Raw genomic sequence first — 14,067 nt, 5'->3', positions numbered from 1 at the left:
CAGTGTGCGAAGACTGTAGACGCATGCATGCGCCGACCAGAACAACAAAAACGGCATATCGGCTTTAACCGGCGAGTATAACGGGATGAACGCAGATGCGAAGGCGCTGGCCGCAAGCTTCGACCTCGAGAAGCTGACGCCGGAGTTCTACGACAACCCCTATCCGACCTATCGTGCACTGCGGGAGAACGAGCCGGTCAAGCGCCTGCGCAACGGCACCGTGTTCCTGACCCGCTACGATGATCTCGTCACCACCTACAAGAACACCAAGTCGTTCAGCTCGGACAAGAAGCGCGAGTTCGCGCCGAAATACGGCGACACCCCGCTCTACGAGCACCACACCACGAGCCTCGTGTTCAACGATCCGCCGTCCCATACCCGCGTCCGCCGCCTGATCATGGGCGCGCTGTCGCCGCGCGCGATCGCCAGCATGGAGGGGGACCTGATCAAGCTGGTCGACGGCCTGCTCGATGCCATCGAAACCAAGGGCGCTTGCGAACTGATCGAGGATTTTGCCGCTTCGATTCCCATCGAGGTGATCGGCAACCTGCTCGACGTGCCTCACGAGGAGCGCGGGCCGCTGCGCGACTGGTCGCTGGCGATCCTGGGTGCTCTCGAACCCGTAGTGTCGCCCGAAGTAGCTGCGCGCGGCAACAAGGCGGTGGCGGACTTCCTCGCCTATCTGCAGACGCTGGTGTCGCGGCGGCGCACGAAGCCGGGCAATCCCGAGCGCGACGTGCTGACGCGTTTGATCCAGGGGGAAGAGAACGGCGAGCGGCTGACCGAGAAGGAGCTGCTGCACAATTGCATCTTCCTGCTCAATGCCGGCCACGAGACCACCACCAACCTGATCGGCAACGGCCTCGTGGCGCTCGACCGCCATCCCGACCAGAAACGGCGCCTGATCGAGAACCCGGACATGATCAAGACTGCGGTCGAGGAGATGTTGCGCTACGAGAGCTCCAACCAGCTCGGCAACCGCATGACCACCGAGAAGGTCGAGCTCGGCGGCGTCATGCTCGATGCCGGCACGTCGGTGACGCTGTGCATCGGGGCTGCCAATCGCGACCCCGCGCAGTTTCCCGACCCCGAGCGTTTCGATATCGCGCGCACGCCGAACCGGCACCTCGCCTTCGCCACAGGCGCGCATCAATGCGCAGGCATGGCCCTGGCGCGGCTGGAGGGGGCGATTGCGATCTCGCGCTTCCTGGCGCGCTTTCCGAACTATGCCGTCAGCGGTCAGCCGGTGCGCGGCGGACGGGTGCGGTTCCGCGGCTTTTTGAGCGTGCCCTGCGCGCTTGGCTGAGGGGCCGGCAACCAAACTGCGAAAACAACCCCATGCACAGTAGAGCCTGGGTCGCGGAACGGTGCCCTGTGGCCCGGCAGAACCACCTGACATTTCGGGACTATCAGGCCGCGCCGCGCCATCGGCGCATCAAGGCTTCCGAGCTGACAAACCGATACCCACATTCATTTGGGCGCGACCCGCTGGTGCAGTCGATTGACGCCCCCGCGCGCAGCAATGGAGTGACGGCAGATGAGCTCGTCGGTCATTGATTTCATCGCGACAGAAGCGCGCTTCGGGGCCCGTAATTACGAGCCGATCGGGGTCGTCCTGTCGCGCGGCGAAGGTGTCTGGGTCTGGGACACCGAAGGCAACCGGTACCTCGACTGCCTCTCGGCCTATTCGGCGGTCAGCCAGGGCCACTGCCATCCCAAGATCCTGGCGGCGATGGTCGAACAGGCGCACAGGCTGACGCTCACCTCGCGTGCCTTCCACAACGACCAGCTCGCCTTGTTCTACGAGGAGATCGCCGCGCTCACCGGTTCCCACAAGGTGCTGCCGATGAACAGCGGCGCCGAGGCGGTGGAAAGCGCGATCAAGTCGGTCCGCAAATGGGGCTACGAGGTGAAGGGCGTGCCGGACGGCCAGGCCGAGATCATCGTCTGTGCCAACAATTTCCACGGACGCACGCTGGGCGTCGTCGGCTTTTCAACCGACCCCGAGACACGCGGACACTTCGGGCCGTTCGCGCCGGGCTTCAAGGTCATCCCGTTCGGCGACGCCCCGGCGCTTGCGGGAGCAATCACCCCAAACACGGTCGCCTTTCTGGTCGAGCCGATCCAGGGCGAAGCCGGTGTCGTCATTCCTCCGGCCGGCTATTTCACTGAGGTCCGGGAGCTCTGCACCGCCAACAATGTGATGCTGGTGCTCGACGAGATCCAGACCGGGCTCGGTCGCACCGGCAAGCTGCTCGCCGAACAGCACGAGGGAATTGAGGCGGACGTGACGCTGCTCGGCAAGGCCCTGTCCGGCGGCTTCTATCCGGTCTCGGCCGTGCTCTCGAACAACGACGTGCTCGGGACATTGCGACCCGGGCAGCATGGCTCGACCTTCGGCGGCAACCCGCTTGCCTGCGCCGTGGCCCGCGCGGCGATGCGCGTGCTGGTCGAGGAAGGCATGATCGAGAACGCGGCGAGGCAAGGCGCGCGCTTTCTGGAGGGCTTGAAGGACATTCGCGCCAATACGATCCGCGAGGTGCGCGGGCGCGGCCTGATGCTGGCGGTCGAGCTACATCCCGAGGCCGGGCGCGCACGCCGCTATTGCGAGGCGCTCCAGGCCAAGGGCATCCTCGCCAAGGATACCCATGAGCATACGATCCGCATCGCCCCGCCGCTGGTGATCACAAGCGACCAGGTCGACTGGGCGCTGGAGCGGTTCGCCGCGATCCTGACGCAGGATTTCTCTTGAGACTGGCTGCGTCGGAAGATCGCAATGCCGGCTGTGACCAAGGACGAACGATTCCACAGTCTGTGCGTTGAAAGTCGTGGGCGATTACGAGTTGGGAGCTAGGATCATGCTTCCGCGTGGCGTTTGCCTGACGGCTGTTTTGGTTGGCGTCTCGATGCTGACGACGAGCGCGCCAGCCCAGGGACCTCTCGGACACGGACGGGGTGGAGGACCACCAGGACCAGCCGCAGCGCCGCCATCAGCACCACCGGCAGCACCACCGGCTATGGCTCGTCCAGCCGCACCGCCAGCAGCACCGCCAGCCATGGCACGTCCGGCCGCTCCGCCGGCCATGGCGCGTCCGGCGGCTCCGCCAGCCATGGCGCGTCCCGCCGCGCCGCCAGCCATGCCGCAGCGACCGGCGATGGCGCCACGTCCGGCGCCCCACATCGCCTCACCGCCACCGCGTCCGACCCCACAAATCAGTGCCCCCCGAGCCGCCCCGCAGGTGGCAGCGCCCCGGCGCGAAATCCATCGCCCGCCGGCAGCGCCGCAACGTCCGGCCATGGCGCCGCGGCCGACGCCGCAGATCGCCGCCCCTTCGCGCCCAAGTGCACCCCCGGCCGTGAGCGAGCGTTCGGGACCGCCGCGTGAGATGCTTTCGCGCCAATCCGCGGAACGCCAAGACCGCATCGACCGCTTGCAGCAGCGCGTGCAGCAACTGCAATCGCAGAAACCGGAAGGCGCAAGGGCGCAGCAACAGCAGCAACGGCTGCTGCAGTCGCAGAGCCGTCTTCTTGAGCGCGAGCAACGCGTGCAACAGCGCTCGCAGCACGTCGAGCAGCGGCAGCGCGACATGCTGTCGCGCCAGACGACGGAGCGCCAGGCCCGCATCGAACGCCTGCAGCAGCGGGTGCAGCAATTGCAGTCGCAAAAGCCCGAAGGCGTGCAAGCGCAACGGGCGCAGCAGCGAATGCTCCAGGCGCAAAACCGCTTGCTTGGCCGAGAGCAGCGCGCGCAGCAAATTGACCTGGCGCGCCAGCAGCGGCTTGGGCTGCAGGCTCCGGCGGAGCGCGCTCCGGCACTTGCAGCCGCTGCGCAGGCCGCCGAGCGCGGACGGTTTGCGGAACGCTTCCGCGAGCAGTCCACTGCGCTGACCCAAGCGGCTCTCGTCACGCGCCAAAGCGGCTGGGCACCCCGGCAGGCCTGGCGTCACCGTCATCCCGCGGTGTTCGTGGCTTGGCTTGGGCCCGTGTTCTGGCCTTACGCCTATTCCGACATCTTCAACTACACATTCTGGTCCTATGGCTACGAGCCCGGATATTGGGCGTACGCCTATGACGACTTCGTCGACACCGTGTTCTGGGGCGGTGACGGCCCCTACTCCGCTTATGCCAGCACCAACTCGTATGACTACCCTCAAGCCGGCGGCGGCTACCGCGCGCGCCAGCGTGCCAGCGTGAGCCCGCAGACGCTTCAGCAATTGTGTGCCACGCCGGACAAGGGCGTGACCGCCTGGCCGCTTGCCGATATCGCACAGGCGGTGCGGCCGACGCCGGAGCAACGCGCATTGCTGGACGAGCTGAAGACGGCGGCGGCCAACGCTGCCGGTGTGTTCAAGGATTCCTGCGCGGAGACTTATGCACTGACTCCCCCTGGCCGCTTGCGCGCGATGATGAACCGCATCAGCGCGACGCTTGAAGCCGTCAAGATCGTTCGACCAGCACTGGAGAATTTCTACAACTCGCTCAGTGACGAGCAGCAGGCCCGCTTCAACGCGCTTGGCCCCAATGTCGGCGAGCGCTCGCCGCAGCAGCAGGAGGCGAGTAGCGAGGGCTGTGGCGATCCGAAGTCCGGGCTGACGCAGTTGCCGATCCAGAGGATCGAGGCTGTGCTCCACCCAGCCGGCAAGCAGAAGGAGGCGCTCGACCGCCTCAGCGAAGCGACGGCGAAGGGCGTTGAGGGCCTACAGGCGGCCTGTCCGAACGATGCGCCGCTGACACCTGTCGGACGGCTGGAGACGATGCAGCATCGGCTCGAGGCCATGCTGACGGCCGCCAAGCTGGTCGAACCCGCCCTGGACGAGTTCTATGCCACGCTGAGCAGCGAGCAGAAGGCGCGCTTCAACAGGCTGCAACAGTTCGCAGCCCAATGAGGGCGTCGCGTTCCCTCGTTGCAATTTGCAGCGGTCGAACGACGTCAGGTGACGTAATCGTTCTCCAACGAAAGCAAGCCCGCGATTGAGGGAGGGATCATGACAGCCTTAGCTTCCTCCATAAAACACGACATTGCTGCGGCGTACGCCGCGTGGGATTCAGCATTCAACAAAGCAGATGCCAGGGCTATCGCGGCGACTTACGTGCCAGACGCCAAATTGTTGCCGCCGACGCATCAAGTGATATCCGGTCCGACAGAGATCGAGAGCTTCTTTGCTGGGCTGTTTTCAAGCGGATTCACCGATCACAGGTTGGTCGTCATCGACACCGGTGGAGATGAGAAGATCGTCTACGGCACGGCCCATTGGAGCGCCAACGGTAAGACACCGGATGGCACCCGCCAACCTGCAGGCGGCATCGCAACCCACGTGTTTGAGCGACAGGAAGATGGTTCGCTGAAGCTGAAGTTGCATACTTTCAATTGAGCTGACCGTCGCCTGATCCGGCACGAGGAGGCTTCTCGTGGATATCGCGCAATGGCTTCGCGGTCTCGGGCTGGAGCGCTACATAAAGACCTTTTGTGACGCTGAAATCACGTCCGAGGTTTTGCCAGAACTGACCGAAGCCGACCTGCGGGAGCTTGGCTTGCCACTCGGCCCGCGCAAGGCTGTGCTAAGAGCAATCCATGCACTCGCTCCACCGATCACCCCGGTGGCGGTCGAGGCCAATCGCCCTACCGGCTACGTGAAGCCATCGATCCCTTCGGACGCGGAGCGTCGACAGCTCACGGTCATGTTCGTCGACCTGGTCGGCTCGACTGCACTTGCTTCAGGGCGCGATCCCGAGGAGCTGCGTGACCTCTTGCAGGCCTACCACAACACCGTGGTCGGCGAGATCGACCGATTCGAAGGCCACATAGCCAAGTTCTTGGGCGATGGCGTACTCGCTTATTTCGGCTGGCCGCGGGCGCACGAAGATGAGGCGGAGCGCGCCGTTCGCGCTGGGCTTCGGGTGACCAAGGCGGTCGCATCGCTTACCGAACCCAGTGGTGCAGCGCTCGCCGCTCGCGTCGGCATCGCAACGGGTCTCGTCGTCGTCGGCGAGTTGATTGGCGAGGGAGAGGCTCGCGAGCGCGCAGTCATCGGCGAAACACCAAACTTAGCAGCCCGACTGCAGGGTTTGGCCGAGCCCAGTGACGTGGTGATTGCCGAGTCAACGCGCCGCCTACTCGGAGAAGCTTTCACATACCACGACCTCGGCAGAGTGCCTCTCAAGGGGTTCCCGGAATTGGTGCAGGCGTGGCTGGTCATTGGTGAAGGCGCAGCAGAGAGCAGGTTCGAGGCCCAGCACGGTATGGCAACGACCGCACTGGTCGGACGGAATGAAGAACTTGCGTTGCTCTTGGACCGCTGGGAGCAGGCAAAGGAGCGGGAAGGACAGATCGTCCTGCTCGGCGGCGAAGCCGGCATTGGCAAGTCGCGGCTCGTGCGAGCCTTACGCGACCAAGTCGCACGTGTGCCGCACACGCCACTGAGCCATTTCTGTTCACCATTTCATACCAACACCGCATTGTATCCCGTCGTTGGCCTCCTTGAACGGGCAGCGGCAATACGGCGGGAGGACGCTTCCGACGAACAGCTCGACAAGCTCGAGGCCATGCTCGCGCTTGGTACGGACGATGTGCAGGAGAGCGCGCCGATTCTCGCGGACCTCTTGGCAATCCCGACACGGGACAGATACCAACCCCTTGCACTTAGTCCACACCAGAAGAAGGAGCGAACATTCCAGGCCCTTCTGGAACAGATACAAGGCTTGGCGGCAAGACAGCCGGTCCTTGCCATTTACGAGGACGTCCATTGGGCGGACCCTACCATGCTCGAATTTCTCGATCGGCTTGTCGACGAGATGCAGCGGCTTCCGATCTTGATGATCATTACCTTCCGGCCCGAGTTCGTTCCGCGCTGGACGGGTCATGGACACGTGACAGCGCTCTTTCTAAGCCGATTAGGACGTAGGCAAGGGGCGGCAGTCGTTGACCGGATCACGGGCGGCAAAACACTCCCTCAGGAGGTGCTTGAGCAGATTCTGGCCAAGACCGATGGCGTGCCGTTGTTCGTCGAGGAGCTCACCAAAGCCGTCGTCGAATCCGGGCTGCTCAAAGACCACGGCAGCCGTTATGAGCTGATCGGCCCATTACCGCCGCTGGCGATCCCGACGACGCTGCAGGACTCATTGATGGCCCGCCTTGATCGGTTGGCGCCGGTCAAGGAGGTTGCCCAGATTGCAGCTTGCATCGGACGCGAATTCGGACACGATCTCCTCCGCTCCGTAACGGCACTCGACGAACACGCGCTCCAGCATGCTCTCAATGATCTATTGGCGGCGGAACTGATATTCCGTCGTGGCGTGCCTCCGAATGTTGGCTACAGCTTCAAACATGCGCTGGTGCAGGACATCGCGCACGAGAGTCTTCTAAAGAGCAAGCGGCAGCAGATCCATGCCCGCATAGCTGCAGCTCTCGAACAACATTACCCTGCCCGTGCTGAGGCGGAGCCGGAGACGATCGCTCTGCATCTCACCGAGGGTGGACTGGCAGGAAAGGCGGTGGACTATTGGCTGCGGGCCGGCCGCATTGCGGCTGGGCGTTCCGCAAATCTCGAAGCGATCACTCATCTCACAAGGGGGCTGGAGGCGCTCAAGTCAAATCCACCAGGCCCGGAGCGCGATCGTCAGGAACTCGCTCTGCAAACAGCAATCGGAGGTCCACTGATTGCCATCCACGGATACACGGCTCCGCAGCTTGGCACAGCCTTCAGCAGGGCTCATGCGCTCTGCTATGAACTCGACGACACGGGCGCCTTGTTCTCCACCCTTAGCGGCAAATTCATTTTCCACTTCGTGCGCGGCGACTTTGCTGCCATGCAGAGCCTCGTTGCCGAGGCGCAGCGCGCCGCCGAGCGCACCAGTGACACAGCGCTGGAACTAGCTGTGCATCGTCTGGCCGCGCTCACCGCAATGCATGCCGGTGATTTTCTGACCGCACGCTCGGAGTTCGAAACGATCTTGAGGCGCTATCAACCAGGGGCGCATCGGCCGCCGCCTGTGCACTACGTACATGACCCGAAGGCCTCGGCGCTACCCTACTTGGCGATTGTGCTTTGGATTCTGGGTTACCCCGAACAGGCTCAGCGGACTAGCCGTGCCGCATCTCAATACGCTATTGAGTTGAATCAGACGAACCTTACCGCGCATGTGCAGGTCTATGGCGAGGCGGCTCTTGCGGAGCTCATGGGAAACGTGGCGGCCGTCCATGCGCACGCCGACGCCATCATCGATCTCGCCGATCAGAACAGCTTGAACTATTGGCGCGTGAGCGGCCTCATCCTGCGGGGCTGGGCAATGGCGCAAGAGGGCGACGCGGAGGCCGGCCTGGCCATCATGCGCCTCAGCCTGAACGAGCGGAACAGGCTCGGAGCCAGTTGGTACCAAGTTCGGTACTTATGGATGCTCGCGACCACCTACCTCTACTCAGGTGACTACGACAACGGCGTCGCCGCCCTTGCCGAAGCAAAGGTCCTTGCCGCGCGCAGCGACGAGCATATGTGGGAGGCAGAACTTGCATGCATCGATGGCGAACTGCACCGGATTCGTGGTGCTCCAGCTGACGAGGTCGAGGGGTATTTGCAAACTGCACTCAAGGTCGCCCAAAGCCAGAGCGCAAAGTCCTTTGAATTACGTGCCGCAATGAGTTTGGCTCGGCTTTGGCGCGACCAGGGTAGGATAGCCGACGCGCGGTGCCTTCTTGGCTCGGTTTACGGCTGGTTTACGGAAGGCTTCGAAACGCCGGACCTTCGTTCCGCCAAGGCGCTCATGGAGGAGCTTTCCCGATCATGATCGCGCGCTTTTCAAGCTTCAGACGTTGCCGTACAGCGAGCGCACGGGTGATACGGCAACCCTCTACTTGCGTTATTGGATCTGAACACGAGGCAATTCCGCTGTGGGTCACAAGCAGTGCTGCTCTGGACGATCAGCCCGACCCTTCCTTTTATGAGTACAGGCCTTTCTGTCCTCACGCGGCGGAAATCGTCTTCCGCTCAGCACTTCGCATCTGCGATCGCTTGAGGCTGCTCTACCTCATTCAAGACGATGGCGTTGCATTGTTGAAAATGGGAAGATAGCTCGAGGTCAGCCAGATGATCCCAGTATTCTGCCTCTGCGAGCAGCTTCCATTTGTTCATGCTGTTGTACGCGGCCTGTTGACGGCACAGTGAGCTCATCGCACGCAAGCGTCGCACTTTCTCCACCGCGAACCTCCCTCCGCGCCCGCTTGGTCGCAAGCGCATTTGTGTCGGCAGAGCTTCGCAGATCGAATTGACGAGTGATAGTCCGGGATTCGACGGTAAAATCGATGATAGCGCAATCGTCTGACTTTTCACGAGACACTCGAGGCAACTACACCACCGTCCGATGTCGCTGGATGCAGGTCTTCAGCACCTCGTCCATCGGCTTGCCCCACCATTCGTTGGAGAAGATCTCGATCTCGGAATAGCCGGCAAAGCCCTGCGCTTCGACCGCTGCACGCACCGATTTGATGTCGATGACGCCGTCGCCCATCATGCCGCGGTCGTTGAGGATGTCCCTGGTCGGCACCAGCCAGTCGCAGACATGGAACGCCAGCAGGCGGTCCCGGCCGGCGCGTGCGATCTGGTCCATCAGCTCCGGGTCCCACCAGATGTGATAGACGTCGAGCGCGACGCCGAGCATGCCGGTGCGGCCGGGGTCGAGCCGGTCGCAGATATCGAGCGCCTGCTTGGTTGTGTTCACGCAGGCGCGGTCGGCCGCATAGGCCGGATGCAACGGCTCGATCGCCAACGGCAGCTTGGCTTGCCTCGCGTAGTCGAGCATGTCAGCGAGCGCTTCCTCGACCTGCCCGCGCGCTGCCACCAGATCCTTCGAAGCCTCACTGCCCAACCGCGAATATTGCGGCAGGCCGCCGACGACGAGGACGATGCAGGGCGCGCCCAGTGCCTTGGCTTCATCGACACAGCGCCTGTTATCGTCGCGCACTTCGCCCCGGCGCGAGACATCCGAGGTGAACATGCCGCCGCGGCAATAGCCTGAGAGATCAAGGCCAGCCTCGCGCACCGCGCGCGCGACGCGGTCGAGACCGACGTTCGCGACCTGGTCGCGCCAGGGATCGATGGCTCGGATGCCGTGCTTCGCGCAGGCCTCGATGATGGCGACGAGGTCACCCTGCTTGCGGACGGTCGCCGTGTTCAGCGACAGCCAGCGGTGGTCGGACGAAAAATCGCGCATCAGGATTCGATACCGTGGGTGGCGAGCACGGTTTTCATCCGTTGCGTCGCGAGTTCAGGGTTGGCGAGCAGGCCGGCCTTGTCAGCGAGACGGAACAGTTCGGCCAAATGCAGCGTGGACCGCGTGCTCTCCTGTCCGCCGACCATGGTGAAGTGATCCTGGTGTCCGTTGAGATAGGCCATGAACACGACGCCGGTCTTGTAGAACCGCGTCGGCGCCTTGAAGATGTGACGCGACAGCGGGACCGTCGGGCCAAGCACGTCGTGGAAGCCGGCCTCGTCGCCTGCCGCCAGCCGCGACAGCGCGTAGGACGCCGCCGGCGCGATGGCATCGAAGATGCCGAGCAACGCGTGTGAAAAACCTTCGCTATCGCCGGCGATCAGCTCCGCGTAGTTGAAATCGTCGCCGGTATACATCTTGATCCGCTTGTCCAGACGCCGGCGCATGTCGATCTCGCGCTGCTTGTCGAGCAGCGAGACCTTGACGCCGTCGACCTTGGCGGCATTGCCGTTGATGATGGCGACGGCAATGTCCATGGCCTTGTCGAGATCCCTCGTGCCCCAATAGCCCGCCAGCGCCGGATCGAACATGTCGCCGAGCCAGTGGATGATGACGGGCTCACGGACTTGCGAGAGCACGCGGTCATAGACTTTGGCGTAATCGTCGGCATTGCGACCGAGTTTTGCGAGGGCCCGCGAGGCCATCAGGATGATGCGGCCGCCGACTTTCTCCACCGCCGAGATCTGCTCTTCATAGGCGCGGATCACGTCGTCGAGGCTCCCAGCGTCCTCGACCGCGAGATGATCGGCGCCTGCACCGGAGAACACCAGCGCATTGCGCCGCTTGGCGGCGGCGACCGAGCGCGTGATCAGCTCCAGCGAGGTCGGCCAGTCCAGCCCCATGCCGCGCTGCGCGGTGTCCATGGCTTCGGCAACGCCGAGGCCGAGGTCCCAGACGTGCTCGCGGAAGGCGATGGTCTTGTCCCAGTCGACGGCGGCCGACAGCCAGGGATCGTTGTCGGCAAAGGGATCAGCCACCGTGTGCACGGCCGAGAAGGCGATGCGGTTCAGCGGCCCCTCGAGCTTTGCGGGGAACGTGCGCGAGGCCGCGAGCCGATAGGTCTCGATCGAGCGATCGGCTTTGGGCAGCTTCAGCGACAGGGATGACATTGGTTGGACGGGCTTGTTCATGATTTCGAACCTCTCCCCGTCATTGCGAGCGAAGCGAAGCAATCCAGACTGCCTCTGCGGAAAGATTCTGGATTGCTTCGCTTCGCTCGCAATGACGGCTCAGTAGACATCGGGATTATCCGGCTGACCTCAAACCTTGATGGGCGCGACGTCGATCCAGCGCCGCTCCTTCCAGCTCTTCAGCGCGCATTCGGCGAGCTGCACGCCCTTGGCGCCTTCGAGCAGCGTGAACTTGTAGGGCGCATCCTCATAGACGTGGCGGATGAACATTTCCCACTGCTCTTTGAAGCCGTTGTCGTAGGTGACGTTATCCGGGAGCTTCTGCCAGTCGCCGTAGAAGTCGTGCAGCCGCTTCTCGTCGGGATTCCACACCGGGCGCGGTGTCGCCTGCCGCGCCTGGATCATGCAGTCGGTGAGCCCCGCGACCGCCGAGCCGAGCGTGCCGTCGACCTGGAAGGTGACGAGGTCGTCGCGATAGACCCGCGTCACCCAGGACATGTTGATGTGGGCGATGATGCCGCCTTCGAGCTGGAACGTGGCGTAGGCGGAATCGTCAGCAGTCGCCTTGTACTTCTTGCCCTGCTCGTCGAAACGCTCGGGGATGTCGGTGTTGCCGATGCAGCTCACGCTCTGGACGTTGCCGAAGAGGTTGTCGAGCACGTAGCGCCAGTGGCAGACCATGTCGAGGATGATGCCGCCGCCATCCTCGTCGCGATAGTTCCAGGAGGGCCGCTGCGCCTCCTGCCAGCCGCCTTCGAACACCCAATAGCCGAACTCGCCGCGCACCGAGAGGATGCGGCCGAAGAAGCCGGAATCGCGCAGGAAAGCGATCTTCTTCAGCCCCGGCAGAAACAGCTTATCCTGCACCGTGCCGTGCTTGACGCCCTTGGCATTGGCGAGCTTCACGACCTCGACCGCTTCCTCGAAATTCGTCGCAATCGGCTTCTCGCAATAGACGTGCTTGCCGGCGTTGATGGCCTGGGTCAGCAGGCCGGGACGGGCCTGCGTCGTCGCGGCGTCGAAGAACATGGTGTCGTTCTTGTCGGCGAGCGCGGCATCGAGATCGGTGGTCCAGCGCGTGATGTTGTAGCGTTTGGCCAGCGCCTCGACCTTGTCGGCGCTGCGGCCGACCAGGATCGGGTCGGGCATGACACGGTCACCGTTCTTCAGGCGCACGCCGCCCTGGTCGCGGATCGCGACGATCGAGCGGATCAGATGCTGGTTGAGCCCCATCCGGCCGGTGACGCCGTTCATGATGAGGCCGAGGCGTTGGGTGGTCATGCCAATTGCTCCTGAGATCTTGGCTGGGCGAGCGGGCGCAATGCCGACCAGTCCGGATGGACCGACGAGGCGAAGCCCGCGCAATGAAGCGATCCCGTCAGGAGATCGCCGTCGTGAATGGAGAGCCGGATGCCCCGCCTGGCATCGGCATAGAGATCGGGATGCGCGGCGGCGAAGGCCTGAGCTTCTGCTATGGGCGTTTCACCGAAGCCATCGACGTAGTGGTGGCCGTTGCGCTCGGCGTGGGTGACGCCGATGAAGGCACCGAGCGCAAGATCCTGCTGCACGGCAAGGCCGGCCTGGCAGGTGAGGTCCTCACCAGTGATGAAGAAGGCTTCGCCTTGCGCGCTCCATTTCGCCACACGCGTGGCGTTGATGATTGACTTGTAAAGTCCCTTGCAAGATTTCGAGGAGATGCCGCGATAGCCGAGCGCCCGTGCTGCCGGGAACGCGTCGTAGGAATCGTCGGCTTCGTCGATGATGAAGCCGCGTGTGCCCAGCGCGCCGAGCGGCGTTCGCCGCGTAATGTCGCGCGGCATCGGCTGCTCGACATAGAGCAGGCGCGCGGCAATCGGGCGCAGCGCGGCGTCGCGATTGAGCCCGTCCATCAGCGCCTGTAACGCGGCGAGATCGGCATACTGCTCGTTGGCATCGAGCGTCACCTTGTAGTCGCGTCCAAGCGTGTCGAGCTGCTTGCCGATCCGGGCGAGCCGCGCCGCATCGGCAGCCGGATCGCCGGACAGCTTGAGCTTGAAAAAGCGCGCGCCGGTATTCTCGCGCGGATCGGCAATGCCGCCCTCACCCTCGACGACATCATCAAGGCCGACGGTATGCCTGATGGCAACACGCGCCAGCGGCACCCGGCCGGCGAGAAACGTCCTGATGTCCCGCTCGCTCAGGTCAGGAGAAAGCCGCGCATCGATGCCGGCGATGTTCGCGGCCATTCCTTCATAGAAGCTGGTCCCTATCGCGCGCAGCAGCGCATCGAGGATGGCCTTGTCGATCTCCGCCGGGCCATAGGCCGCAGCCAGCCCCGGAATGTTCTCCTTCGCGCAGGTCGCGATCTGGGCACCGATGCAGGAGGCATGCAGATCGAACGCCGTCTGGAAGCCGGTCCGTGCCAGATAGAGTCCGCGCGCGATCTCCAGCGAGCGACGCAACTCGTCCACCGTCTGCGCTGGCGACAGCTCCGGCCGCTTGTCGAACCACTTTGGTACCAGCAGCTCGGCGCTGGCACCGACGGCGGTGCCCCGGCCCTCGACCTCGATCTCGGCCCGCACGAACAGCTGCGGCGTCGCGTTGATCGTGATCGCACCGAAGCGGAACGGCCGCGCGAACTGCACGGGACGTTCGAAGAAGGCGATGTCTCGCAGCTTCAGGCGGGGGGACATGG

General features: G+C 63.7%; 11 protein-coding genes. 5 read left to right on the top strand and 6 right to left on the bottom strand.

All coding sequences use genetic code 11. The features are described from left to right. The first annotated feature begins 85 nt into the window (after positions 1-85). Both I6F09_RS11745 and rocD read left to right on the top strand, forming a co-directional pair. Positions 86-1,306, top strand: a complete 1,221-nt coding sequence (locus I6F09_RS11745; protein ID WP_225188101.1) for a cytochrome P450 — start codon at positions 86-88, stop codon at positions 1,304-1,306. A 231-nt stretch (positions 1,307-1,537) separates the two neighbouring features. After that, entirely contained in the window at positions 1,538-2,752 is a 1,215-nt protein-coding gene (gene rocD / locus I6F09_RS11740) for an ornithine--oxo-acid transaminase (protein ID WP_225188100.1), read from the top strand. Positions 2,753-3,015: 263 nt separating this feature from the next. On the opposite strand, the gene I6F09_RS11735 is transcribed toward rocD, so the two are convergent. Then, positions 3,016-3,189 (bottom strand): hypothetical protein, encoded by a 174-nt coding sequence (locus tag I6F09_RS11735; RefSeq protein WP_225173697.1) that lies wholly within the window; start codon positions 3,187-3,189, stop codon positions 3,016-3,018. A 197-nt stretch (positions 3,190-3,386) separates the two neighbouring features. On the opposite strand from I6F09_RS11735, the gene I6F09_RS11730 reads away from it, so the two are divergent. The 3 genes from I6F09_RS11730 (at position 3,387) to I6F09_RS11720 (ending at position 8,781) form a co-directional block, all read left to right on the top strand. Then, the gene (locus I6F09_RS11730; RefSeq protein ID WP_225114417.1) at positions 3,387-4,886 is read left to right on the top strand and encodes a Spy/CpxP family protein refolding chaperone; all 1,500 of its coding nucleotides are present in this window, start codon (positions 3,387-3,389) and stop codon (positions 4,884-4,886) included. Between the two features lie 99 nt (positions 4,887-4,985). After that, entirely contained in the window at positions 4,986-5,372 is a 387-nt protein-coding gene (locus tag I6F09_RS11725; protein WP_050995959.1) for a nuclear transport factor 2 family protein, read from the top strand. Between the two features lie 37 nt (positions 5,373-5,409). Next, positions 5,410-8,781, top strand: coding sequence for an adenylate/guanylate cyclase domain-containing protein (locus tag I6F09_RS11720; protein WP_225188099.1), 3,372 nt, complete (start codon positions 5,410-5,412; stop codon positions 8,779-8,781). A gap of 200 nt (positions 8,782-8,981) precedes the next feature. Here the strand turns inward: I6F09_RS11720 and I6F09_RS11715 are convergent, their stop codons facing one another. The 5 genes from I6F09_RS11715 to I6F09_RS11695 form a co-directional block, all read right to left on the bottom strand. After that, complete coding sequence (locus I6F09_RS11715; RefSeq protein ID WP_346730115.1) at positions 8,982-9,323, bottom strand: hypothetical protein; 342 nt, start codon at positions 9,321-9,323, stop codon at positions 8,982-8,984. A 16-nt stretch (positions 9,324-9,339) separates the two neighbouring features. Continuing rightward, positions 9,340-10,203 (bottom strand): sugar phosphate isomerase/epimerase family protein, encoded by an 864-nt coding sequence (locus I6F09_RS11710; protein ID WP_225127391.1) that lies wholly within the window; start codon positions 10,201-10,203, stop codon positions 9,340-9,342. After that, positions 10,203-11,393, bottom strand: a complete 1,191-nt coding sequence (locus tag I6F09_RS11705) for a dihydrodipicolinate synthase family protein (RefSeq protein ID WP_225188098.1) — start codon at positions 11,391-11,393, stop codon at positions 10,203-10,205. Before I6F09_RS11705 ends, I6F09_RS11710 begins: the two co-directional genes overlap by 1 nt. 129 nt (positions 11,394-11,522) lie before the next feature. Further along, on the bottom strand, positions 11,523-12,674 hold the full coding sequence (locus I6F09_RS11700; RefSeq protein WP_036004662.1) for a Gfo/Idh/MocA family oxidoreductase: 1,152 nt from the start codon (positions 12,672-12,674) through the stop codon (positions 11,523-11,525). Beyond that, positions 12,671-14,065 (bottom strand): hypothetical protein, encoded by a 1,395-nt coding sequence (locus I6F09_RS11695; protein ID WP_225139601.1) that lies wholly within the window; start codon positions 14,063-14,065, stop codon positions 12,671-12,673. The genes I6F09_RS11700 and I6F09_RS11695 overlap by 4 nt, the downstream gene beginning before the upstream one ends. Positions 14,066-14,067 lie beyond the last annotated feature (2 nt).

Origin of the sequence: Bradyrhizobium sp. IC3195, from assembly GCF_020193585.1 — a bacterium.
Classification (GTDB): Bacteria; Pseudomonadota; Alphaproteobacteria; order Rhizobiales; family Xanthobacteraceae; genus Bradyrhizobium; species Bradyrhizobium yuanmingense.
The sequence above is the reverse complement of the archived record's forward strand: the minus strand, read 5'-3'. Positions and strand labels throughout refer to the sequence as shown.